The organism is Streptomyces sp. NPDC046925 (genome assembly GCF_040644915.1).
GTDB lineage: Bacteria > Actinomycetota > Actinomycetes > Streptomycetales > Streptomycetaceae > Streptomyces.
On record NZ_JBEYWZ010000002.1, the window covers coordinates 1,301,867 to 1,323,049 of the forward strand.

Annotated in this window: 22 protein-coding genes; 9 read left to right on the plus strand and 13 right to left on the minus strand. The window is 71.5% G+C overall.

Annotation, left to right across the window (positions count from 1 at the left end; all coding sequences use genetic code 11):
• Positions 1–59: 59 nt before the first annotated feature.
• On the minus strand, positions 60–806 hold the full coding sequence (locus ABZ906_RS12420) for a chitinase (protein WP_361380947.1): 747 nt from the start codon (positions 804–806) through the stop codon (positions 60–62).
• Positions 807–1,006: 200 nt separating this feature from the next.
• Positions 1,007–1,924 (minus strand): aminoglycoside adenylyltransferase family protein, encoded by a 918-nt coding sequence (locus tag ABZ906_RS12425; protein WP_361380950.1) that lies wholly within the window; start codon positions 1,922–1,924, stop codon positions 1,007–1,009.
• Between the two features lie 132 nt (positions 1,925–2,056).
• Between ABZ906_RS12425 and ABZ906_RS12430 the strand changes: the two genes are divergently transcribed.
• The gene (locus ABZ906_RS12430) at positions 2,057–3,616 is read left to right on the plus strand and encodes a cytosine permease (protein WP_361380953.1); all 1,560 of its coding nucleotides are present in this window, start codon (positions 2,057–2,059) and stop codon (positions 3,614–3,616) included.
• Here the strand turns inward: ABZ906_RS12430 and ABZ906_RS12435 are convergent.
• The 4 genes from ABZ906_RS12435 to ABZ906_RS12450 form a co-directional block, all read right to left on the minus strand.
• On the minus strand, positions 3,588–4,091 hold the full coding sequence (locus ABZ906_RS12435; RefSeq protein WP_361183247.1) for an SRPBCC family protein: 504 nt from the start codon (positions 4,089–4,091) through the stop codon (positions 3,588–3,590). The genes ABZ906_RS12430 and ABZ906_RS12435 overlap by 29 nt on opposite strands.
• 110 nt (positions 4,092–4,201) lie before the next feature.
• On the minus strand, positions 4,202–4,543 hold the full coding sequence (locus ABZ906_RS12440) for an Asp23/Gls24 family envelope stress response protein (protein ID WP_361380956.1): 342 nt from the start codon (positions 4,541–4,543) through the stop codon (positions 4,202–4,204).
• The gene (locus ABZ906_RS12445) at positions 4,540–5,277 is read right to left on the minus strand and encodes an Asp23/Gls24 family envelope stress response protein (protein ID WP_361380959.1); all 738 of its coding nucleotides are present in this window, start codon (positions 5,275–5,277) and stop codon (positions 4,540–4,542) included. Before ABZ906_RS12445 ends, ABZ906_RS12440 begins: the two co-directional genes overlap by 4 nt.
• A complete protein-coding gene (locus ABZ906_RS12450; protein WP_361380962.1) occupies positions 5,268–5,855 on the minus strand; it encodes an RNA polymerase sigma factor in 588 nt (195 codons plus the stop codon). Before ABZ906_RS12450 ends, ABZ906_RS12445 begins: the two co-directional genes overlap by 10 nt.
• A gap of 228 nt (positions 5,856–6,083) precedes the next feature.
• Here ABZ906_RS12450 and ABZ906_RS12455 point away from each other — a divergent pair, with 228 nt between their 5' ends.
• Genes ABZ906_RS12455 through ABZ906_RS12470 form a run of 4 tightly spaced genes read left to right on the plus strand, consistent with a single transcriptional unit; the run spans position 6,084 to position 8,358 of the window.
• A complete protein-coding gene (locus ABZ906_RS12455) occupies positions 6,084–6,614 on the plus strand; it encodes an Asp23/Gls24 family envelope stress response protein (protein ID WP_361183252.1) in 531 nt (176 codons plus the stop codon).
• A 52-nt stretch (positions 6,615–6,666) separates the two neighbouring features.
• Positions 6,667–6,852: a hypothetical protein gene (locus ABZ906_RS12460; RefSeq protein WP_160503241.1), complete on the plus strand. Its 186-nt coding sequence runs from the start codon at positions 6,667–6,669 to the stop codon at positions 6,850–6,852.
• Positions 6,849–7,790 (plus strand): DUF6286 domain-containing protein, encoded by a 942-nt coding sequence (locus ABZ906_RS12465; protein WP_361380965.1) that lies wholly within the window; start codon positions 6,849–6,851, stop codon positions 7,788–7,790. Before ABZ906_RS12460 ends, ABZ906_RS12465 begins: the two co-directional genes overlap by 4 nt.
• Positions 7,774–8,358 (plus strand): alkaline shock response membrane anchor protein AmaP, encoded by a 585-nt coding sequence (locus ABZ906_RS12470; protein ID WP_361380968.1) that lies wholly within the window; start codon positions 7,774–7,776, stop codon positions 8,356–8,358. The genes ABZ906_RS12465 and ABZ906_RS12470 overlap by 17 nt, the downstream gene beginning before the upstream one ends.
• A 31-nt stretch (positions 8,359–8,389) precedes the next feature.
• Here ABZ906_RS12470 and ABZ906_RS12475 read toward each other — a convergent pair whose 3' ends face one another.
• The 7 genes from ABZ906_RS12475 to ABZ906_RS12505 form a co-directional block, all read right to left on the minus strand.
• Entirely contained in the window at positions 8,390–8,962 is a 573-nt protein-coding gene (locus tag ABZ906_RS12475) for a rhodanese-like domain-containing protein (RefSeq protein ID WP_361380971.1), read from the minus strand.
• A gap of 188 nt (positions 8,963–9,150) precedes the next feature.
• Positions 9,151–9,804 (minus strand): fasciclin domain-containing protein, encoded by a 654-nt coding sequence (locus ABZ906_RS12480; RefSeq protein ID WP_361183260.1) that lies wholly within the window; start codon positions 9,802–9,804, stop codon positions 9,151–9,153.
• Positions 9,805–10,010: 206 nt separating this feature from the next.
• The gene (locus tag ABZ906_RS12485) at positions 10,011–11,369 is read right to left on the minus strand and encodes a deoxyribodipyrimidine photo-lyase (protein ID WP_361380974.1); all 1,359 of its coding nucleotides are present in this window, start codon (positions 11,367–11,369) and stop codon (positions 10,011–10,013) included.
• Positions 11,370–11,399: 30 nt separating this feature from the next.
• The gene (locus ABZ906_RS12490; protein ID WP_361380977.1) at positions 11,400–12,155 is read right to left on the minus strand and encodes an anti-sigma factor; all 756 of its coding nucleotides are present in this window, start codon (positions 12,153–12,155) and stop codon (positions 11,400–11,402) included.
• Positions 12,152–12,739: a sigma-70 family RNA polymerase sigma factor gene (locus ABZ906_RS12495; protein ID WP_361183266.1), complete on the minus strand. Its 588-nt coding sequence runs from the start codon at positions 12,737–12,739 to the stop codon at positions 12,152–12,154. Before ABZ906_RS12495 ends, ABZ906_RS12490 begins: the two co-directional genes overlap by 4 nt.
• A gap of 73 nt (positions 12,740–12,812) precedes the next feature.
• Positions 12,813–14,330: an SDR family oxidoreductase gene (locus tag ABZ906_RS12500; protein ID WP_361380980.1), complete on the minus strand. Its 1,518-nt coding sequence runs from the start codon at positions 14,328–14,330 to the stop codon at positions 12,813–12,815.
• 100 nt (positions 14,331–14,430) lie between these two features.
• Positions 14,431–15,420 carry a LacI family DNA-binding transcriptional regulator gene (locus tag ABZ906_RS12505; protein ID WP_361381448.1) on the minus strand — a complete coding sequence of 330 codons (990 nt, stop codon included), beginning with the start codon at positions 15,418–15,420 and terminating at the stop codon, positions 14,431–14,433.
• Between the two features lie 322 nt (positions 15,421–15,742).
• Between ABZ906_RS12505 and ABZ906_RS12510 the strand changes: the two genes are divergently transcribed.
• From ABZ906_RS12510 to ABZ906_RS12525, 4 genes are all read left to right on the plus strand, one after another.
• Complete coding sequence (locus ABZ906_RS12510; RefSeq protein WP_361183269.1) at positions 15,743–16,669, plus strand: sugar ABC transporter permease; 927 nt, start codon at positions 15,743–15,745, stop codon at positions 16,667–16,669.
• 4 nt (positions 16,670–16,673) lie between these two features.
• A complete protein-coding gene (locus tag ABZ906_RS12515) occupies positions 16,674–17,642 on the plus strand; it encodes a carbohydrate ABC transporter permease (RefSeq protein WP_361380983.1) in 969 nt (322 codons plus the stop codon).
• A gap of 70 nt (positions 17,643–17,712) precedes the next feature.
• Positions 17,713–19,053 (plus strand): sugar ABC transporter substrate-binding protein, encoded by a 1,341-nt coding sequence (locus tag ABZ906_RS12520; RefSeq protein WP_361380986.1) that lies wholly within the window; start codon positions 17,713–17,715, stop codon positions 19,051–19,053.
• 53 nt (positions 19,054–19,106) lie between these two features.
• The gene (locus ABZ906_RS12525) at positions 19,107–21,158 is read left to right on the plus strand and encodes a beta-galactosidase (RefSeq protein ID WP_361380989.1); all 2,052 of its coding nucleotides are present in this window, start codon (positions 19,107–19,109) and stop codon (positions 21,156–21,158) included.
• Positions 21,159–21,183 lie beyond the last annotated feature (25 nt).

The following is a 21,183-nucleotide window of genomic DNA, read 5'->3' on the forward strand; positions in this document are numbered from 1 at the left end:
CCCACCGGATCGAAGACGGCGGGGCGAGGGGGAGCGGCGACACCGGCCGCCGGTGGCACTCAGCAGCTGAGCTTGTCGCCCGTCTCGACGCCGAGGATTCCGGTGAACTGGGTGTAGTTGTTGATCCGGCTCTGGACCTGCTCGGGGTTCTTCCCGTCGCACTCCAGGCTGCCGTTGATGCTGCGGATGGTCTCGCCGAATCCCGCGCCGTTGACCATGGCGTTGTGCGGCGTCATCGTCCCCGGGCCGTTCTGCGTGTTCCAGTACCACAGGCCGGTCTTCCAGGCCACGGCCGCGTCGTTCTGCACGAGGTCGGGGTTGTTCAGGAGGTCGATGTTCAGGGCGTCGCCCGCGGCCTTGTAGTTGAAGTTCCAGCTGAGCTGGATGGGGCCGCGTCCGTAGTACTTGTCGTTGCCCGCGGGGCAGCCGTACGGCTGGGAACTGTCGCAGTAGTGCGGGTAGTTGGCGGTGTTCTGTTCGACGACGTGGACCAGGCCGCCCGTCTCGTGGCTGACGTTCGCCAGGAAGGCGGCGGCCTCCTGCTTGCGCACGGTCTCGCTGCCGGTGCCGGTGAAGTCGGGGTAGGCGCTGAGCGCTTCCTTCAGGCCGCTGTAGGTGTAGAAGGAATTCCGGTTCGGGAACATCTGGTTGAACTGGGACTCGCTGACGGGGAACTCGGCCGCCGCGGCGCGCGTCCCCTCCGTCTTGTCGGCCTTCTCGGCGGAGGCGCTGGGCGCGAGGGTCAGGAGGGTGAGGGCTGCGACGGACGCGGTCGCGGTCAGCGCGGCAAGTACACGAGGACGCATGAGGGATCACTCCTTGGGCGACCGGCGCATGCGCGACCGACCGCCGTGCGGTGGGGGGATGTGCGGCCAGGAGGCGCACCGGCACACCAGAACTGCGGCTTTCCGGAACGTCTCCCGCCGTTGGACTAGACCATACCGAGTGACGCATTCACGTCAAGAGGTCGACGGATAAGGCCAGTTGAGAGGCCCTGCCGGGCCCCTCAGGCCGAACTCGCCCCGCCCAGAGCCTCGATCTCGCCGACGACAAACGCGGCAAACGGACCCACCCGTGGACCCAGTTCCGCCCAGCGCTCCCCCTCCGCCCTCTCTGCCCTCTCCGCCCCCTCCTCCCCCTCGCCCGCTTCCCCTGCCACGTACGCGGCGCGCGCATGGGCGAGCACGGGCCGGTGGTCCCGCGGGAGCCGGGCGAGGGCCCAGTCGGCCGCGGCGTCCTTGGACGTGATGGCTCCGGTCGCCAGAGTCATCCAGATCCGGGCCAGCGTCAGGACGACGTTGCGCGTGTCCGACGCGAGCTCCGCGAGCAACTCGGGCACACCGGCGACGATCGCACGCGCAAGGTCCGCGGCAGGTACGGGAGCAAGGACCTCACCCGGCGGCGGCCCGGCCAGCGGGGTGTCCGCGAGCAGCACCATCGTGATCAGGGGCGCCAGGTCGTGGCTGGGCACCGGCGACGGCAACAGGCCCCGCTCGTACTCCTGGCGCAGCCACTCCCCGTACTGGAACTCCTGGCGCGGCGGGCAGGTCCAGGGCACGACATCGCGCCGGACGACGATCGTCAGCTCGACGGGACGCGCCCCCTCTCCCCGGGCCGGCCAGACGGACAGGCCGAGCAGCCCCTCGACGAGTCGCCCCCGCTGCGCGGCCGTCAACGGCCGTTCCACGACGGCGAACACGTCGATGTCGCTGTGCGGACGGAGGCCGCCGAGGCAGGCGGAGCCGTACAGATACACGCCGATGACGTTCCCGCCGAGCGTCTCGCGCACCAGGCGAACGGTGTCCTCGGTCTGCGTCACTGAGTTCTCCCTCGACACTGAGCTCTCCCTCGACGGCGGGGCGATCGCGTACGGCGCGGTGATGGCGTACGGCAGGCCGATCGCGGCGGTGAATGTGCGAATCATCCACCACCGCGCCGGGCGCAGTGCGAATCGGGCACTGGCGTGGTGGGGCGCACGGCGTTTACGGTCCCTGCGTTTGCCGCACAGCACCTCGAACGCCGTGGTGCTGCCGTCCCCCGGGAGCTGCCTGTGCCCATGGAGTCATCGCCGTCCGTCACCGAGATCGAGACGCACGGAGTCGAACGCATCCCGGACGCGGACCGCTCGGCCGGTCCGCTCGACCTGTTCCGGCTCGCGTTCGGCGGCGCCAACACGTTCGCCACCTGCGTGCTCGGCGCGTTCCCCATCCTGTTCGGCCTCTCCTTCTGGCAGGGGCTCGCGGCGATGCTCCTCGGACTGCTCGTCGGCTCCCTGCTGCTTGCCCCGATGGCGGTGTTCGGGCCCCGCAACGGCACGAACAACGCCGTCTCGTCGTCGGCGCATCTGGGCGTGCACGGCAGGATCGTCGGCTCCTTCCTCTCCCTGCTCACCGCCGTGGCGTTCTTCTCGCTCTCGGTGTGGAGCTCGGGCGACGCGCTCATCGGCGGTGCGCACCGGCTGCTCGGCGTGCCGGAGAGCGATATCGCCTACGGCTGCGCGTACGCCGTCTTCGCGGCGCTGGTCCTCGCCGTGTGCGTCTACGGATTCCGCTTCATGCTGCTCGTCAACAAGATCGCGGTGGTGGCGGCGACTCTGCTCTTCGTCCTCGGGCTCATCGCCTTCGCGGGGGACTTCGATCCCTCGTACGCCGGGATCTTCACCGCCGACGCCGACCGCGCGACGCGGGACCTGTTCTGGCCGTCCTTCGTCGGCGCCGCGCTGATCGTCCTCTCCAACCCGGTCTCCTTCGGCGCCTTCCTCGGGGACTGGGCGCGCTACATCCCCGCCGCGACCCCGCGCCGCAAGGTGATGGGCGCCGCCTTCCTCTCGCAGATCGCCACCGTGCTGCCGTTCGGCTTCGGCCTGGCGACCGCGGCGATCATCGCCGAGCGGGCGCCGCAGTACATGGACCCGGCCGCGCCCAACTTCGTCGGCGGGCTGCTCGCGATCGCGCCCGGCTGGTACTTCCTGCCGGTCTGCCTGATCGCGCTGATCGGCGGCATGTCGACCGGGACGACCGCGCTGTACGGCACCGGCCTCGACTTCTCCTCGGTGTTCCCGCGGCTCGGCCGGGTCCAGGCCACCGTCCTGATCGGCGCCTTGTCCATCACGTTCATCTTCGTGGGCCGCTTCGGCTTCAACCTGGTCCAGGCGATCTCCACCTTCGCCACGATGATCATCACCTGCACCGTGCCGTGGATGATCGTCATGATGCTCGGCTATGTCACCCGGCGCGGCTGGTACGACCCCGAGGCGCTGCAGGTCTTCACCCGCAGGCAGCACGGCGGCCGCTACTGGTTCGCGCGCGGCTGGAACTGGCGCGGCATGTCGGCCTGGTGGACCGGAGCGGTGACCGGCGTCCTTTTCACCAACATTCCCGGCCAGTTCGTCGGGCCGCTCGGTGACCTCGCGAACGGCGCCGACATCAGCCTCCCGCTGGGCGCGGCCGTCGCGGCGGTCGTCTACCTCGCCCTGCTCGCGGCCTTCCCGGAGCCGCGCGCGGTGTACGGGCCCGAGGGGCCGCGCTGGGTGCGGGCGGCCGACACCCCGATCGCGCCGATCACCGGGCCTCCCGGCGGGGACCGGGTCAGCGAGCCGTCTCGAACTCCCGCTTGAGGTTCTTCAGCGTCCGGTCGATGTTGCCGACCTGGAAGACCGCGAAGGTCTTGCCGCCCGTGGCGACGCGGTCGAAGGCGTTGGCCGCGAAGGCGGGCCAGGAGCGCCGGTCGTCCGTCCAGGTCTCGGTCACCTTCGTGGCGCCGCCTTTGTCCTCGAAGCGGTACTCCCAGGTGGCGATCGGGGCCCGCAGGCGAGGGCGCTTCAGGCCGATCGCGTGCACGCGGAAGGCGAAGCGCTTGCCGGGGTCGGCCTCGGTCACCGTGCAGCGCGTGGTCCAGCGGAACGGGCCGCGCTTGTTGTGCCCCTCGAAGACCAGGCCGACGGCGGCGGGCTCTTCGCCTCCGGGCACGGTCGCGCCGAGGTTCTCCGGGCTCCACCGCCCCATCAGGGCGGGCTGGCTGACCTGCTCGTACACCGACCGCGGTGACGCCTCGACCAGGATGCTGCGGGACACTGTGAACGTGCGGGTCATGACCACTCCGATCCTCGTCCCGCGACCTTACTTACCAGTAGCTTGAATGTCAGCCCCCTCCCTCACTCCCCTCCCCCGCCCCGGGAGCGGGCCGCGGCCACGAGGGCGTCTCAGACGAGCCCGGTCACGGTGACCGTCACCTCGGTCGCGTCCCCGCTCGTCCGCTCGACGGCCGCCGCCGCGGCCGACCGCACCTCCCGCGTCACGTCCAGGGCCCGCCGCCCCCGGTGCAGGACGACGTGCACCTCCACGCTCCAGGCCGCGGCCCCCTTCTGCCTGCGCACCTGGACCCCGCCGGAGCCCTTCGGCGCACCGGGCAGTCCGCGCCCGAGCAGGGCGGAGGACCGCAGGAGGTCCACGAGGCCGGGGCGCAGGAAGGCCACTCCGGGGGTGTCGAGGACCGCCTCCATGACGGCGTCCGCCAGCGCGCGGGACATGTCTCGGTCGCTCACTGCTGCCACCCTCCGTTGTTGTCGTGGCTGTCGGGGTCGATGACATCGGTGATCGTCACGTCGACGCCCGCGATCCGCATGCCGAGCTCGCCGTCCACCGCCTCGATCACCCGGCCGCGCACCAGGTCCGCGGCCTCCGGCAGATTCCACGTAAGAGGGACCTGCACCTCGATGCGCACCTTGACGGGGCCCCGCGCGAGGCGTCCCGCGGGCGCCGCGGCGCTGCCCGGGGCCAGCGGATCGATACGGCAGCTGCCCGCGCGCACGCCCGGCAGGGACTCGGCCGCCGCCCGGATGGTCCTGGCCGCCGCGGCCTCGACGATCCACGCGTCCTCGTCCTCGTCGCCCAGCGGCAGCGTCCGGCCCGGCCGCAGCTCCAGGCGCACCACGTCCATGACACGGCCGGTGAGCGCGGAGGTATCCGGCTCCCGCGGTGCCGCGTCGCGCGCCTGCGTGACGATCCCCTCCAGGTGCCGCAAGGCGTCCACGGCCTGCGTGCAGTGCGGGCAGCTCTCGATGTGGGGGTCGGGCACGCCCGCCTCCGACTGCTCCCACACATACGACAACTTGCGTCCGCAGGGCAGCAGTTCGTCATCCGGCAGCACTTCGAAGCCCGCCTCCCGCTCGTCGCCCGGTGTCTCGTCGCCCGGTGTCTCGTTGCCCGGTGTCTCGTTGCCCGGTGTCCTGTTGCCCGGTGTCTCCCCGTCCGGCCCGGATTCCCCGTTCACCGCCATGCCGCCATCGCCTCCGTCAGATAGCGCCGCGCTCTGAAGACCCGGCCGCGGACCGCCTCCGGGCTGATGCCGACCGAATCGGCGATGGACTCGTACGACGCCCCGTCCAGCTCGCGCAGCACCCAGCACACCCGCTGTTCCGGCGAGAGGCCCTCCATCACCCGCGCCAGATCCTGCACGGCCGCGTGCGCCTCGGCCGCCCGCGCGGGCGAGACCTCGTGCTCCGGTGCGGGCGGCTCGGGCAGGCCGTCCAGGGTCACGACCGGCCGCCGCGAACGCAGCACGTTCAGGCAGCGGTTGGTGACGATGCGATAGATCCACGTACCGAACTGGGCGTCGCCGCGGAACTCCGGCAGTTTGCGCCAGGCGCTGACGAAGGACTCCTGCACGGCGTCCTCCGCCTCCGGACGGCTGCCGAGCAGGCGGGTGGCCAGACGTAGGGCCGAGGGCGCGTGGCGGTGCATCAGCGCTTCGAAGGCCTCCTCGTCACCCTCCGCCGCCCGCACCGCGAGCAGTCCGTCCTCACGTCTCGATGACGCGTCCGCTTCCTCTGCTGTTCCGCCCCGGTCGCCCGGCACACGCGGCTCCTCTCTTTTCGATCGTGCTCGTACGACACACGAAGGACCCTCCGCGTTACGCGGCCCCGGCACGCTACATGCCCGGGAAAGAAATTCCCGCGAGGCGCGTAACAGGCGTACTGCGGCCGGGTCAGAGAAGGAGAAGAGCCGGGGACGGGCCCCTCACAGGGGCCCGGGCCGACGGCACAGTCACCGGGAAATCCCTGACGACCACTAGGAGATGCCACCATGGCGACGCAGGACCTCACTTCGAACGTTTCGAACACGGCCGTGTCCGTCAGCGGCGAGAAGGACCTCACCGGCGGGGCGCGCAAGAACACCCTCGGAGCCACCACCGTCACGGGAGGTACGGGCGCGGCAGAACCGGCGGCGACTCGGGGCAAGACGTCCATCGCCGATGTCGTGGTCGTGAAGATCGCCGGCATGGCGGCCCGCGAGATCCCCGGCGTGTTCGACATGGGCGGCGGTCTGTCCCGCACCATCGGCGCCGTGCGCGACCGTGTGCCCGGCGGGCGCCCCAACGTCGGCCGCGGCGTGAAGGTCGAGGTCGGCGAGCGGCAGACGGCGATCGACCTGGACATCGTCGTCGAGTACGGCGTGCCGATCACGGACGTGGCGCACGACGTGCGCGAGAACGTCATCTCCGCGGTGGAGCGCATCACCGGCCTGGAGGTAGTCGAGGTGAACGTCGCCGTCAACGACGTCCGCCTGCCCGACGAGGACACCGCGGACGCCGGCGGCGAGACGCGCGTCGAGTAACGCACCGGAGTAGATCGTCCCCCTTCTTTCGGTCTCTGGTGTGAGGTGAGTGGTGAGCACAGCTCTGGTCGGTCTGATGGCGGGCATGGCCCTGGGATTCGCCGGGTGGTTCGGCGGCTTCGGGGCGTTCCTGCTGGTCGCCGCGCTCGGCGCGGTCGGCTTCGTCCTGGGGCGCCTGGTGGACGACGGCACGGACATCCGCGCCTTCCTCGGCGGGCGCGACCGGGAGCGGCGATGACCACGCCCGCGGCGGACCGCGGCACGACGACCATCGCGGACCGCGCGGTGCGCCGGATCGCGGAGCGCGCCGCGACGGAGGCGACGGCCCCCGGCGCGATCTCGGCCGGCCGCGCGTCGGCGACCGTACGCGGGCGCCGGGCCGAGGTCGGTGTCACCGTGACGCTGCCCTACCCCGCGGTGCTGGACGATGCGGGCGAGAGCGTACGGGCACATGTGGCCGAGCGCACCGCCCGGCTCACCGGGCTCACCGTGCCGTCGGCGCGCGTCCGCGTCCGGGGTCTGTCCCCCCGGGAGCGGACCGCCGGGCAGCCCGCCCCGCCGGCGACGGAGACCGGGGCCACGGAGGACGCCGGGGCCCGTGCACGCCGCCCGTGGTCCCAACGCCGCCTTCCCGTGGCGGTGTTGGCGCTTGTCGCCGCCGCGGTCTGCGGGATCGTGCTGTACGACGTGGTGTCCGTGCACGCGGCCGGGCACGCTCCCGCGCGGTGGCGGGTCCGGGCGGTGGAGTGGCTCGCCACGCACGGCCCGGACGGCGGCGCGGCCTGGAGCGTTCCTGCCGCGATCGCCGTGTTCGCGCTCGGCGTGTGGCTGCTTGTCCTCGCCCTCACGCCGGGCCGCCGCGGCCGTCTCCCGATGCGGCCGCCGCTGCGGGACGTGCACGCGGTCCTGGAGCGGCGGGCGGTCGCGGTCTTCCTGCGGGACGCCGTGACCGACGTGCCCGGCGTCAGCAGGGTCGCGGTCCGGGTCGGCCGCCGCACCGCGCGGGTGCGCGCCGGTCTCGCGTTCGGCGAACCGGACGGCGCGCGGCGGGCGGTGACCGAGGCGGCCGGGGCGGCGGCCGCCGGGCTCGGCCTGGCCAGACCGCTGCGGCTGCGCGTACGGCTGAAGACGGAACCCACGTGGAGAGGTGCACCCCCTGATGAGTCGACTCCGTAGCAGCGCCAACCGCTCGACTCTGGTCTGCGCGGCGGCCGTTCTGCTCGGCGCGGGCGCCGTGCTCGCCTCCACGACCGCCCCGGTCCGCGAGCGGATTCCGGCGGCCTGGCCCCGGATCGGCGCCGACCGGGTGTGGCTGGACGAGGAGATGCTGGGCCGCTGGCGCGATCACGGCTGGTGGACTCCGGTGGTCATCGCCGGGCTGGCGGCAGGTGCCGTCCTGTTCCTCGGCTGGGCCCTCGCCCAGTTCCGCACCGGCCGGCTGCGCGAGCTGCCGCTCGGGCAGCCGGGTGTCACCCTCTCCGCGACGGCGCTGGCCTCCGTGATGGCCGACCGCGCCCGGGCGGTCGAGGGCGTGGCCCGCGCCGACGTGTCCCTGCTGGGACGCCCGCGCCGGCTGCGGGCCCGCATCACCCTGGTCCTCGACCCGGACGCGTCCCCGGAAGCGGTGCTGCGCGAGCTGGCCGGGGGCACGGTGGCCGAGGCACGGGCGGCGGCGGCGCCGCGCGCCCTGGAGGCGGACGTGCGTCTCACCACCCGGCCGCACCGGGCGCCCCGCATCCGCTGAGCGCCCGGCACACCGGTGGACAGGGCCGCCGCTACTGCTCCTGCTGGAGGGCTTCCAGCGTGGCGCTCAGGTCGGCGGGGCGCGGGCGGTTGTGGGGAAGCCGCGTGAGGGCGGCCGCCATCCCGCACGTGTTGGTGACGGCGGAGAAGACCAGGCCGGCGCCGATACCGGCGGCCAGCCAGCGTGCGCCCTTGAAGCGGGTTCCGGCGGCCAGGCCGAGCACGACGAGGGACCCGGCGGCCAGCCGCACCTGGCGTTCCATCGCCCAGCCCGCCGGTGCGCCCTCGGAGGGCTGCAGCGGGTGGCCCTGCGCCGCCCAGGCGGTGGTACCGCCGACGAGGGTGGCGGCCGGGATGTCGGCGGCGGCGAGCTCGGTGCCCGCGGTGGCGGAGCGGTTCCCGGAGGCGCAGACCATCAGGAGCTCACCGCGGGCGGCGGCTGCCTTCAGCTCGGGCAGCGCCTGGTGCAGGTCGCCGAGGGGAATGTTGTGCGCTCCGGGCAGGTGGCCGGAGGCGTACTCGCCGGGGCTGCGGACGTCGATGACGGTGTAGCGGTCCAGGCGGGCGGCCGCCTGGGCGGGCACCAGATCGGTGGGGGGAGTCATGTGGAGCTGTCCTTTCGTCGAGCAAAGGCTCTCACCCCGGCGCAGAGCATGGTCGCCGGGATCATCGAGGTGATCGGATACCGGGCGGGGCAGGGTTCGCGATCATCGCGACAGACCTCCACCATCGCACGAACGCCGAAAACCCCCGCCGCGCCCTGTGGGGCGGCGGAGGCGCTCGGCGGTGTCCGTCAGCTCTTGGGCATCAGGACGGTGTCGACGATGTGGACGGTGGCGTTGGCCGTGGGGACATTGCCGCAGACGACCTTCGACGTGTCGTTGACCTTGTACTCCTTGCCGGAGCCCGCGGTGGTGAGCTTGCTCTTCTCCAGCGTCTCGTAGGAGCCGTTCTCCAGGTCCTTGGGCGCGAGCTTCTGGCCCACCACGTGGTAGGTGAGGACCTTGGTCAGCATGGCCTTGTCGCCCAGAACCTTGTCCAGATCGGCCTTGGGGATCTTCGCGAAGGCGTCGTTGGTGGGCGCGAACACCGTGATGTTCTTGGCGTTGTTCAGGGTGTCCACCAGGCCGGCCTTCTTGACCGCGGTGACCAGCGTGGACAGCTCGGGGTTGTTCGACGCGGCGGTGGCGACCGGGTCCTTCGCCATCCCGTCGAAGCTGCCCTTGCCGTCCTTGGGCACCGACGAACAGGCCGGCCCGAACGGCTCGTCCATGGTCATGGCGTCGTCCGACTTGCTCGCCTTCGCGCTGGGCGAGGAGTCGCCGGCCTTGGTGTCCTTGTCGCCGCTGTCCGAGCACGCCGTCAGGGCGATCGGCAGAACCGCCGCGGCGGCGACGGCGACCGCGGCACGGCGGAGGCGGCTGGGGTACGTGGAGGTGGCGGACATGGTCTGCTCCTTGCGTCGTTGCATGTGCGTGGGGTGACCGTGAGCCGGCGGCATGAGGTGGGGGGATGCGGGCCGCCGCCGTTCTTCGCTCACAAGGGGAATTCGTCACGGTGCGCGCCGTGGTTTGGTCAGAGATCTACATTCACCCGATCAGGCAAGCTGCGGCACATCTGTCCCCACGGCAGTCGGTCGCCCCACCGCACCGCTCAGGCCCCGCGGGCCTCCTCGAAGCGGGCCTTGCCCTCGGTCAGTTCCACGATCGGGTCGGGGTAGTCGAGCTCCGCGCGGTCCTTGTCCGCCAGCTTCCACGGCTCGTGGATGTACCGGTCGGGAACGTCGGCGAGTTCGGGCACCCAGCGCCGCACGTAGCTGCCGTCCGGGTCGAAGCGCTTGCCCTGGATGACGGGGTTGAGGACCCGGTTGGGCCGGGTGTCGGTGCCGGTGCCCGCCGCCCACTGCCAGTTCAGCTGGTTGTTCGCGACGTCGCCGTCCACCAGGAGACTCAGGAAGTGCCGGGCGCCCACCCGCCAGTCCACGTAGAGGGTCTTGGTGAGGAAGCTCGCCACCACGAGCCGTCCCCGGTTGTGCATCCAGCCCTCGTGGCGCAGCTGCCGCATCGCCGCGTCCACGAAGGGGTAGCCGGTGCACCCACTCAGCCAGGCCGCGGTCTCCTTCTTGTTCGTGCGCCACCGGTCGCCGTGCGAGCGGTAGTCGCGGGCCGCCGCGTCCGGGCGGGCCGCGAGGACCTGGTGGTGGAAGTCCCGCCAGGCCAGCTGCCGTACGAACGCCTGCGCTCCCGACGAGCCCTCGCGCGACGCCCGGTGGACGACTTCGGCCGCCGACAGGGTGCCGAAGTGGAGGTGGGGCGAGAGGCGCGACGTGTCGTCGCCCGCGACGTCGTTCTGGCCGTCCTCGTACCCCGCGATGCCGCCGGACAGCCAGGACTTCAACTGCCGTCGCGCCGTGCTCTCGCCGCCCTTGCCCAGTCCCGGCGAGACGCCGGTGATCTCCGCACGCGGCAGCACCGGATCCGACGTCACGTCGGCGACCCGCACCTTGCGCGGTGCGGCAAGGACGTCCCGTACGCCTGCCGCCGTCCAGCGCCGGAAGTACGGGGTGAACACGGCGTAGTGGTCCTTGCCCGCCGGGAGCAGCTCCCCCGGGGTGACGGCCGTGATGACCGCGTCGTGCACGACGAACTCGCAGCCGGTGTCTTCGAGCGCGTCCCGCAGCCGCTCCTCGCGCCGCGTCGCGTACCGGCTGACCCCGCCCGCGACGTGCAGCCGCACCGCCTCGGTCTCCTTCACCAGCGTGCGGACCTGGTCGACGACGTCACCGCTGCGGACCACCAGGCGACCGCCGCGCTTGCGCAACTCCGAGTCCAGGTCCTCCAGGCAGTCGGCGAGGAAGGCACGGCGGTTCGGGACGGCGAAGCCGGTGGCCCGCAGCCCGTCGTCGTACACGAACAGCGGGACGATCCGGTCCGCGTCGCGCAGCGCGGCACGCAGCACCGGATTGTCGTGCAGACGCAGGTCGGACGTGAAGAGGACGATCGATACGGTCACTTTCTGCGGCTCCTCATGTTCTGCGCATCCTCATGCGGTGGGGAAATTCATCAGGGCGACCGGGTCGGACGTCGGCTCCTTGGAGCCGCCCGCAGGTTCCACGGTGATGCCGATGCCGGATGCCTGGTCGACCGGGCCGTCGAGGAGGACGGATTCGGTGCTGTGGGCCGGGTCCATCAGACCGGCCGAGCGCATCGTCCCGTCGTCGTTGAACCACAGCTGGTAGACCTTGCCGGAGGGCGGTCCCGGCATCCCGGCCGCCACGAAGGCGGCTTGGTTGAGGCTCTTGGCCACCACGACCGTGCCGGTGGCACCGTCGGTGAGCCGCCCGGTGGAGGCCTTGGCGTCGGGTGCCGCGAGCACCAGGGCCAGCTTCTCGGACTGCTGCTGTGCCTGCTGGGCCCGTTCGCCGGCGTCGTCGGCCCGCTCGTGCTGCCACACGGCGATCCCGCCGAAGGCCGCTGCGGCCGCCAGGCACGCGGCGAGGGCGAAGCGGGACAGCTGCCGGCCGCGGCCCGCGCCGCCGCCGGTCTTCCCCGGCGGGGGTGTGTGCGGCGGCTGCTGGCGGACCGTGGCGATGCGCCGCAGCACGTCGGCCTTCAGGTCCGCCGGAGGGGCGACCGACACGGCACGGGCCAGACGCCCGGCCGTCGCGGCCAGTTCACGCACCTCCTGGCCGCAGGCCTCGCACACCTCCAGGTGCCGCTCGAACTCCGTGCGCTCCTCGTCCGAGAGGGCGTGCAGGACGTACGCGCCCGTCATCGTGTGCAGGTCGGCGGCGCTCACGCGCTCACCCCCAGGCAGTCGCGCAGGCGGATCAGGCCGTCGCGCAGTCGCGTCTTGACCGTCCCCAGGGGCACGGAGAGCAGCTCCCCGACCTCGCGGTAGGTCAGCCCGCGGTAGTAGGCCAAGGTGACCGACTGGCGCTGGAGTTCGGTCAGGTTGCGCAGGCAGCGCCGGACCTGCTCGCGCTCCAGGCGGTTCTCGACCTGCTCGCTCACCTCGTCGAAGGCGGGGGTGCGTTCGAGCAGCGCCGCCTTGTGGTCGCGCTCGGCCGAGGCCTGCACGGACCGCACGCGGTCCACCGCTCTGCGGTGAGCCATCGTCAGGACCCAGTTCATGACACTCCCCCGTTCCGGCCGGTAGCGCGCGGCACTGCGCCACACCTCCACGAGGACCTCCTGGGCGACCTCCTCCGACTGGGCCGGATCGCGCAGTACCGTGCGCACCACGCCGAGGACCGGAGAGCACACCCCGTCGTACAGCGAGGCGAAGGCCTGCTGGTCGCCGCGGGCGACCCGGCCGAGCAGCTCGGCCAGATCGGGGCCGGCCGAGGGGGCCGCCCCGCTGATGTGCACTACTTCATTCACCCGGTGATCCTCCTGGACGCTGGTCGCCTTCAGAGGTGATTCGGAGCCGGTGCGTCGTCGGATTGCCGGTGGGTCACGTTTTCTGCGCGGTTTTGGCGGTGCGCTGTTCGGCCGTCCGTGTGATGTTGCGTGCCATGCCGCCGAAGAGAATCGCGTGGAACGGCGAGATGCTCCACCAGTACGCGTGCCCGAGCAGGCCGTGCGGGTGGAAGAGCGCCCGCTGCCGGTAGCGGGTGCGGCCCTTCTCGTCCTGTTCCGCGTACATCTCCAGCCAGGCGAGGCCCGGCAGCCTCATCTCCGCCCGCAGCCGCAGGAGGTGTCCCCGTTCGATCTCCTCGACGCGCCAGAAGTCCAGCGAGTCCCCCACCCGCAGCCGCTGGGCGTCACGGCGGCCCCTGCGCAGACCGACCCCGCCGACGAGCCGGTCGAGCCAGCCGCGTACGGCCCAGGCGAGCGGGAAGGAGTACCAGCCGTTGTCGCCTCCCACGCCTTCGACGACGTCCCACAGGGCCTGTGGCGAGGCGTCCACGGTCTGTTCGCGGCGGTCGGTGTAGAGGCTGCCGCCGGCCCAGTCGGGGTCGGTGGGCAGCGGGTCGCTGGGGGCGCCGGGCAGCGCGGCGGACGACCAGCGGGTGCTGACCTTGGCCTCCTTCACGCGTTCCAGGGCGAGGGCGAGCGCCCTGTCGAAGGTGATGGGGACGCCGGGTTCGTCGGGGACGTACCGCGCGATGTCGTGCTCGTGGCAGACGACCTCGTAGCGCAGCGATTCCGCGAGCGGCCGGGCGATCGACGCCGGTACGGGGGTGATCAGGCCGACCCAGTGGCTGGAGAGGCCGGGGCTCAGCATGGGGACCGGCAGGATGAGGCGGTGGGGCAGCTTCGCCACGACCGCGTACCTGCGCATCATCTCGCGGTAGGTGACGACGTCGGGGCCGCCGATGTCGAAGCCGCGGTTGACGTCGTCGGGCATGGTGGCGCTGCCCACGAGGTAGCGCAGCACGTCGCGCACGGCGACCGGCTGGATGCGGGTGCTCACCCAGCTCGGCGTGACCATGACCGGCAGGCGTTCGGTGAGATAGCGCAGCATCTCGAAGGACGCGGAGCCGGAGCCGATGATCACCGCGGCGCGCAGCTCGGTGGTCGGTACGCCGGACTCCAGGAAGATGCGGCCCACTTCGGCGCGCGAGCGCAGGTGCGGCGAGAGCTCCTCCTGCGGGATGCCCGCGGGGGTGAGTCCGCCGAGGTAGACGATGCGCCGTACGCCCGCGGCGCGGGCCTGCTCGGCGAAGATCCGCGCCGCCTCGCGGTCCGTCTCCTCGAATCCGGATCCGGTGCCGAGCGCGTGGATGAGGTAGTACGCGACGTCGATGTCCCGCATGGCCGAGCCGACGGACTCGGCGTCGGAGGCATCGCCCTTCACCACGTCGGCCTGCCCGGCCCAGGGGTGGTCGCGCAGCTTGCCGGGCGTGCGGGCGAGGCATCGCACCTGGTGTCCGGCGTCGAGCAGCTCGGGGACGAGCCGCCCTCCGATGTATCCGGTCGCTCCGGTCACCAGGCAGCGCAGCCCCTGCGCACCTTCGCCGCTGTCCATCGGTACCTCCGGCCTCGAACGATGTTCTCGCCTTCCCACCTTCCCCCGGTTGTGCGGTGTAGCGCGCGATCAGCGAGGTGTGTCAGGGACGGGAGCGGCGTCAGCGGGCGGGCGGCCGTGCGGTGCTCCGGCGCAGGACGAGCCGGGTGGGCACCAGCGTGGTGCCGCGTTCCGGGGTGCTCTGCCGCATCTGGCGCAGCACTCCCTCGACGCAGCGGCGTCCCACTTCGGCGAAGTCCTGGTGGACGGTGGTCAGGGGCGGCAGGAAGGAGCCGGACTCGGGGATGTCGTCGAAGCCGATGACGCTGACGTCGTCCGGCACCTTGCGGCCGCGTTCGTGCAGGGCGCGCAGCAGGCCGAGGGCCATCTGGTCGTTGGCGGCGAACACCGCGGTGCAGTCGTCCTGTCCGGCGATGCCGAGTCCGGCGCGGTAGCCGGACTCGGCCGACCAGTCGCCGCGCACGAGCGGCGGCGGGACGCGCCCGGCCTCCTCGAGCGTCGCCCGCCAGGCGTCGGCGCGGCGCTGCGCGGCGTAGGAGTCCTCGGGCCCCGCGAGGTGCCACACGGTCCGGTGGCCGAGGTCGAGCAGGTGCCGGACGGCGTCGCGGGTGCCGCCCGCCTGGTCGGTGTCGACCACGGTGTAGCGGTCCCCCGCGTCCGAGTCGGCCACGACGACCTGGACGTGGGGCGGCAGTGCGAGGGCGGCCGCGTCGAGCAGGTGCTTCTCCATGATGACGATGACGGCGTCGACGGCGAGCTCCCCGAGGCGGGAGAAGGCGCCGCGCACCTCGTCCTGGGTGGGGACGGCCACGGGGAGCAGGGTGACGGCGTACCCCTCCTGTGCCGCGGAGGTGGCGATCGCGTCGATGGTGCGGACGTTGCCCGTGGTGGAGAGCGTGAAGGTGATCAGGCCGATGGTGCGGAACTCGCCGCGTTTGAGGGCGCGGGCGGCGCTGTTGGGCCGGTAGCCCAGTTCCTTCATGGCGGCGAGCACCTGCCGCCGGGTCTCCTCGGTGACGCCCGGAAAGCCGTTGGAGACACGGGAGACGGTCTGCGAGGAGACGCCGGCGACCCGCGCCACGTCGGCCATGGACGCGCTCTGCCCGCGGCGCGGAGCCCGTTCCCCCGGGGTGCCGTTCGCCGGGGTGCTTTCGGTTGGTTCCACTGTCTCCCTCGCCGCGTGAATCAGCCGTCGCGGACGGCTTTCTGTCCGTGATTTCGGACGGCCTCGACCGTCTTCCGGGCGACCCTTGACCGTCGCCGTCGAGGCAGTGTAGACATTCCGCCACCGAATGTTTACGTAAACATAACACCCCGCGACGCCCTGCCCGGGCCCTTGTCGCGCCGCGATGTTTACGCAAACATCGGCGGCCGTGCGACGCCGGCTCCGAGATGGACGAGCGAGGAACGACATGACGACGCTTCATTTGCAGGGAGCCGCGGAGCGGCGCACGTCCCGACCACCGTCACCGCGCAGGCGCCGTTCCTGGACGGGCTGGGGATTCATCGGCCCCTTCGTGGCGGTCTTCGCGCTGGTCTTCCTGGCTCCCCTCGCCTACTCGGTCTATCTCAGCCTCTTCCGCGACCAGCTCATCGGCGGCACCACGTTCGTGGGCCTGGACAACTACCAGGAGGCCCTGAAGGACGACCAGTTCTGGGCCTCGCTCGGGCGGGTCTCGCTGTTCCTCGCGGTCCAGGTCCCGATCATGCTGGGCATCGCCCTGCTCGTGGCGCTCGCCCTGGACAGCGGCCGCCTGTACGGCAAGGACTTCTTCCGGATCTCGGTCTTCCTGCCCTATGCCGTGCCCGCCGTGGTGGCCTCGCTGATGTGGGGCTTCCTGTACGGCACCCGCTTCGGGCTCGTGGGGGACATCAACGACGCCCTGGGCGTCTCGCTGCCCGACCCGCTCTCGCCGGATCTGGTCCTTGCCTCCATCGGCAACATCGTCACCTGGGAGTTCGTGGGCTACAACATGCTGATCTTCTACTCGGCGCTGCGCGTCATCCCGCACTCCCTGTACGAGGCCGCCCAGATCGACGGCGCCGGTCAGCTGCGCGTCATCACGGCCATCAAACTCCCCGCGATCCGCGGCGCCCTGGTCATCGCGACGATCTTCTCGATCATCGGCAGCTTCCAGCTCTTCAACGAGCCGAGCATCCTGCAGAACCTGGCGCGCAACTCCATCACCACCGACTTCACCCCGAACCTCTACACGTACTCGCTGTCCTTCGCGGGCCAGCGGCAGAACTACTCCGCCACGGTCGCCATCGTCATGGGCCTGATCACCATGGTCATCGCCTACGCCGTCCAGCTGCGCGGCATGCGCAAGGGAGCGTGACCCGATGACCGGACCGAGCAGCCCCGCCACCACCGCATCCCCCGCCGTGCCCGCACCCGCCCGCGCTCCGCGCACCGCACCCCGCCTGCGCACACCCCGCGCCCGCACGTCACGCCGGCACAGCGCGGACCGTCCCCGGCGCAGCGTCCCGCTCACCGTGCTCACCGGCCTCGTCCTGCTCTACAGCCTGGTGCCGCTCCTCTGGCTGGTCATCAGCGCCACCAAGACCCAGGAGGGCCTGGCCGGTTCGTTCGGTCTGTGGTTCGGCGGCGACTTCGCGCTGTGGGACAACATCAGCCAGACGTTCACGTACGACGACGGCGTCTTCACCCGCTGGCTCCTGAACACCGTCCTGTACGTGGTGGTCGGCGCCGGGGGCGCCACCTTCCTCGCGGTCCTCGGCGGCTACGCGCTCGCGAAGTTCGACTTCCCCGGCAAGCGCGCCGTCTTCGCCGTGGTCATCGGCGCCGTCGCCGTACCCGGTACGGCACTGGCGGTGCCCACCTTCCTGATGTTCAGCAAGATGGGCCTGACGGACACCCCCTGGGCGGTCATCATTCCCTCGCTCATCTCGCCCTTCGGCCTCTACCTGATGTGGGTCTTCGCCACCGAGGCCATTCCCGCCGAGCTGATGGAGGCCGCCCGCATCGACGGGGCGGGCGAGCTGCGCACCTTCTTCCGGGTGGCGCTGCCGCTGCTCGCGCCCGGCACCGTGACCGTCCTCCTCTTCACGATGGTCGCGACCTGGAACAACTACTTCCTGCCGCTGATCATGCTCAAGGACCCGGACTGGTATCCGCTGACCCTGGGCCTGAACAGCTGGAACGCCCAGGCCGCGACGGCCGGCGGCGATCCCGTCTTCCACCTGGTGATCACCGGTTCGCTGATCACCGTCCTGCCGCTGATCGCCGCGTTCCTGCTGCTCCAGAAGCACTGGCAGTCCGGACTGGCCGCCGGAAGCGTCAAGGAGTAGTCCCCGGCTGCCAGTTGACCCGTAACCCTCGCAGATCCCCCGTCGACCACGAAGAAGTGGAAGCATCGCCATGCCCCAGAACACCCGCCGCGTGCTGCGCGGCATAGGAATCCTCTGCGCCCTCACCCTGGGGGCGACCGCCTGCGGCGGCTCCGACGACGGCGGATCCGATCAGAAGCAGGTCTCGTCCGCGGACATCGAGGCGGCCCTCGAGAAGGGCGGCAAGGTGAAGGTGTGGGCGTGGGAGCCCACCCTGAAGAAGGTCGTCACCGACTTCGAGAAGGAACATCCCAAGGTCGACGTCGAGTTGGTGAACGCGGGCACCAACAAGGAGCAGTACACGGCCCTGCAGAACGCCATCTCGGCGAAGAAGGGCGTCCCCGACGTCGCGCAGGTCGAGTACTACGCGCTGAGCCAGTACGCCCTGACGAAGTCCGTCACCGACCTGACCCCCTTCGGCGCGGACAAGCTCGCCGCGTCCTACTCGCCGGGCCCGTGGAACGCGGTGAAGTCCGGTGACGGCGTCTACGGCCTGCCGATGGACTCCGGTCCCATGGCCCTCTTCTACAACAAGAAGGTCTTCGACAAGCACAAGATCAAGGTGCCGACGACCTGGGACGAATACCTCCAGGCCGCCCGCAAGCTGCACAAGGCCGACCCGAAGGCGTACATCACCAGCGACACGGGCGAGGCGGGCCTCACCACCAGCCTGTTGTGGCAGGCCGGTTCGCGGCCCTACAAGGTCGACGGCACCAAGGTGGGCATCGACTTCACCGACAAGGGCGCCCGCGCCTACACCGAGACCTGGCAGAAGCTCATCGACGAGAAGCTGGTCGCGCCGATCAACCCCTGGACCGACGAGTGGTACAAGGCCTTCGGCGACGGCACCATCGCGACCCTGCCGTCCGGCGCCTGGATGCCCGCCAACTTCGCCTCCGGCGTCAAGGAGGCCGCCGGTGACTGGCGCGCGGCGCCGCTGCCGCAGTGGACCGCGGGCGACAGGGCGAGCGCCGAGAACGGCGGCAGCTCGCTGGCCCTGCCCGAGCTCGGCAAGAACAAGGAACTGGCCTACGCCTTCGTCGAGTACGCCAACTCCGGCAAGGGCGTGCAGACCCGCATCTCGGAGGGCGCCTTCCCGGCGACCACCAAGGACCTGAAGTCCAAAGCGTTCCAGGAGACCGAGTTCGCCTACTTCGGCGGCCAGAAGGCCAACAAGGTCTTCGCCGAGTCCGCGGCCAACGTCGCCGACGACTGGACGTACCTGCCCTACCAGGTGTACGCCAACTCGATCTTCAACGACACCGCGGGCAAGGCGTACGTCTCGGGCACTCCCCTGGCCAAGGGCCTGAAGTCCTGGCAGGACGCCTCCGTCAAGTACGGCTCCGAGCAGGGCTTCAGCGTCCGGAAGTGACGCGGCGCGCCCGTACCTCCCTACACCCCGAGCACCGCTCCGGAAGGACCACCATGCCCCCCACCCTCCCGTCCCGGCTGCTGCGCGGACCGGACGGTGACGTCACCCCCGCTCTCGCGTACGGCGCCGACTACAACCCCGAGCAGTGGCCGCGCGCCGTCTGGGAGGAGGACGTCCGGCTGATGCGGGAGGCCGGCGTCACCATCGTCTCCGTGGGGATCTTCTCCTGGGCCCGCATCCAACCGGACGCGGACACCTGGGACTTCGCGTGGCTCGACGAGGTCATGGACCTGCTGCACGCGGGCGGCATCGGGGTCGACCTGGCCACCGCCACCGCGTCCCCGCCGCCCTGGCTCACCGCCGCGCACCCGGAGATCCTCCCGGTGACCGCGACCGGTGAGACGGTGTGGCCGGGGGCGCGGCAGCACTGGCGGCCGACCTCGCCCGTCTTCAGGGAGCACGCGCTGCGCCTGGTCCGCGCGATGGCCGTGCGCTACGCCGAGCACCCGGCGCTGGTGGCCTGGCACGTCTCGAACGAGCTGGGCTGTCACAACATCTACGACTATTCCGACGACGCGGCCCGCGCCTTCCGCTCCTGGCTGCGCGCCCGCTACACCACCCTGGACGGCCTCAACCACGCCTGGGGCACGGCGTTCTGGGCCCAGCGCTACGGCGACTGGGAGCAGATCCTGCCTCCCCGGCTCGCGGCGTCGCACCCCAACCCCACCCAGCAGCTGGACTTCAAGCGGTTCTCCTCGGACGCCCTGAAGGAGTATCTGCGGGCGGAGCGGGACGTCCTGCGCGAGCTGACCCCGCAGGTGCCCGTCACCACGAACTTCATGGTGATGGGCGGCACCAAGGGCATGGACTACGCCGACTGGGCGGGCGAGATCGACTTCGTCTCGAACGACCACTACGTCGTGCCGGGTCCGCAGGCCAGGGACGAGCTGTCCTTCTCCGCCAACCTCACCAGCTCCCTGGCGGGCCACCGTCCGTGGTTCCTGATGGAGCACTCCACCAGCGCCGTCAACTGGCAGCCCGTGAACGTGGCCAAGGGCGAGGGCGAACTCGCCCGCGACTCCCTGCTCCACGTCGCGCACGGCGCGGACGCCGTGTGCTTCTTCCAGTGGCGCCAGTCGGCGGCCGGCGCCGAGAAGTACCACTCGGCGATGGTGCCGCACGCCGGAGCCGACAGCGATCTGTTCCGCGCGGTGACCGGTCTGGGGCAGACCCTGAAGGCGCTGGCGCCCGTCGCGGGGGCCGGGCGCGAACCAGCGCGGGTCGCCGTCCTCTTCGACTGGAACTCGTGGTGGGCCAGCGAGCAGGACTCCCACCCCACATCGCGCCTCGACTACCACCAGGAGGCCCTGGACTGGTACTCCGCGCTCCTGGCCCTCGGTATTCGCGCCGACGTCGTGACCACGCGGAACGACCTCGATCCCTACGACGTCCTGATCGCGCCCGTGCTTCACGTGGTCCCCGAGGCGCTTGCCAAGGACCTCACGCGGTACGTCGAGGGCGGCGGCCACCTGGTCACGACGTACTTCTCCGGCATCGTCGACGAGAACGACCATGTCTGGCTCGGCGGCTATCCGGGAGCGCTGCGCGATCTGCTCGGCATCCGCGTCGAGGAGTTCGGGCCGCTGCTCGACGGCGACACGGTCGCCCTGGACGACGCCACCACGGGCACGGTGTGGACCGACCGGATCACCGTCACGGGCGCCGAGGTGGAGGTGCTGTCCCGGTACGGCACCGGTGCCTACGCCGAGCGTCCCGCCGTCACCCGCCGTACGGCGGGGGCGGGCTCGGCGGCGTACGTCTCCACGCGGCTCGGCGCGCAGGGCCTGGCCGCGCTGCTGCCGCGGCTCCTCGCCCCGGCCGGGGTCGGCAGCGAACTGCCCGAGCCCGCGCGGGGGCGGGTCGAACTGGCCGTTCGCCGCGATGCCGGGGGCCGCTACCTGTTCCTGGTCAACCGGACGGACGACCCCGTGCCACTGCCGGGACTGGCCGGGGACGTCCTCGTCGGCGGGTCCCGTGCTGCCGCCGACGGCGGTCTCGTCCTGCCGCCGAGGGACGTCGCCGTCCTGCGGCAGCCCCACCCCTGATGTCTTTCCCTCCTGTTCGGCGCCA

Excerpts from the sequence above, each read along its gene's own strand:
- ABZ906_RS12480 (WP_361183260.1), bottom strand. The coding sequence starts at position 9,804 with ATGTCCGCCACCTCCACGTACCCCAGCCGCCTCCGCCGTGCCGCGGTC.
- ABZ906_RS12435 (WP_361183247.1), bottom strand. The coding sequence starts at position 4,091 with ATGACCCGCACGTTCACAGTGTCCCGCAGCATCCTGGTCGAGGCGTCA.
- ABZ906_RS12470 (WP_361380968.1), top strand. The coding sequence starts at position 7,774 with ATGAGTCGACTCCGTAGCAGCGCCAACCGCTCGACTCTGGTCTGCGCG.
- ABZ906_RS12425 (WP_361380950.1), bottom strand. The coding sequence starts at position 1,924 with ATGATTCGCACATTCACCGCCGCGATCGGCCTGCCGTACGCCATCACC.
- ABZ906_RS12505 (WP_361381448.1), bottom strand. The coding sequence starts at position 15,420 with ATGGCCGACGTGGCGCGGGTCGCCGGCGTCTCCTCGCAGACCGTCTCC.
- ABZ906_RS12520 (WP_361380986.1), top strand. The coding sequence starts at position 17,713 with ATGCCCCAGAACACCCGCCGCGTGCTGCGCGGCATAGGAATCCTCTGC.
- ABZ906_RS12510 (WP_361183269.1), top strand. The coding sequence starts at position 15,743 with ATGACGACGCTTCATTTGCAGGGAGCCGCGGAGCGGCGCACGTCCCGA.
- ABZ906_RS12455 (WP_361183252.1), top strand. The coding sequence starts at position 6,084 with ATGGCGACGCAGGACCTCACTTCGAACGTTTCGAACACGGCCGTGTCC.
- ABZ906_RS12500 (WP_361380980.1), bottom strand. The coding sequence starts at position 14,330 with ATGGACAGCGGCGAAGGTGCGCAGGGGCTGCGCTGCCTGGTGACCGGA.
- ABZ906_RS12465 (WP_361380965.1), top strand. The coding sequence starts at position 6,849 with ATGACCACGCCCGCGGCGGACCGCGGCACGACGACCATCGCGGACCGC.
- ABZ906_RS12515 (WP_361380983.1), top strand. The coding sequence starts at position 16,674 with ATGACCGGACCGAGCAGCCCCGCCACCACCGCATCCCCCGCCGTGCCC.
- ABZ906_RS12420 (WP_361380947.1), bottom strand. The coding sequence starts at position 806 with ATGCGTCCTCGTGTACTTGCCGCGCTGACCGCGACCGCGTCCGTCGCA.
- ABZ906_RS12525 (WP_361380989.1), top strand. The coding sequence starts at position 19,107 with ATGCCCCCCACCCTCCCGTCCCGGCTGCTGCGCGGACCGGACGGTGAC.
- ABZ906_RS12475 (WP_361380971.1), bottom strand. The coding sequence starts at position 8,962 with ATGACTCCCCCCACCGATCTGGTGCCCGCCCAGGCGGCCGCCCGCCTG.
- ABZ906_RS12445 (WP_361380959.1), bottom strand. The coding sequence starts at position 5,277 with ATGGCGGTGAACGGGGAATCCGGGCCGGACGGGGAGACACCGGGCAAC.
- ABZ906_RS12430 (WP_361380953.1), top strand. The coding sequence starts at position 2,057 with ATGGAGTCATCGCCGTCCGTCACCGAGATCGAGACGCACGGAGTCGAA.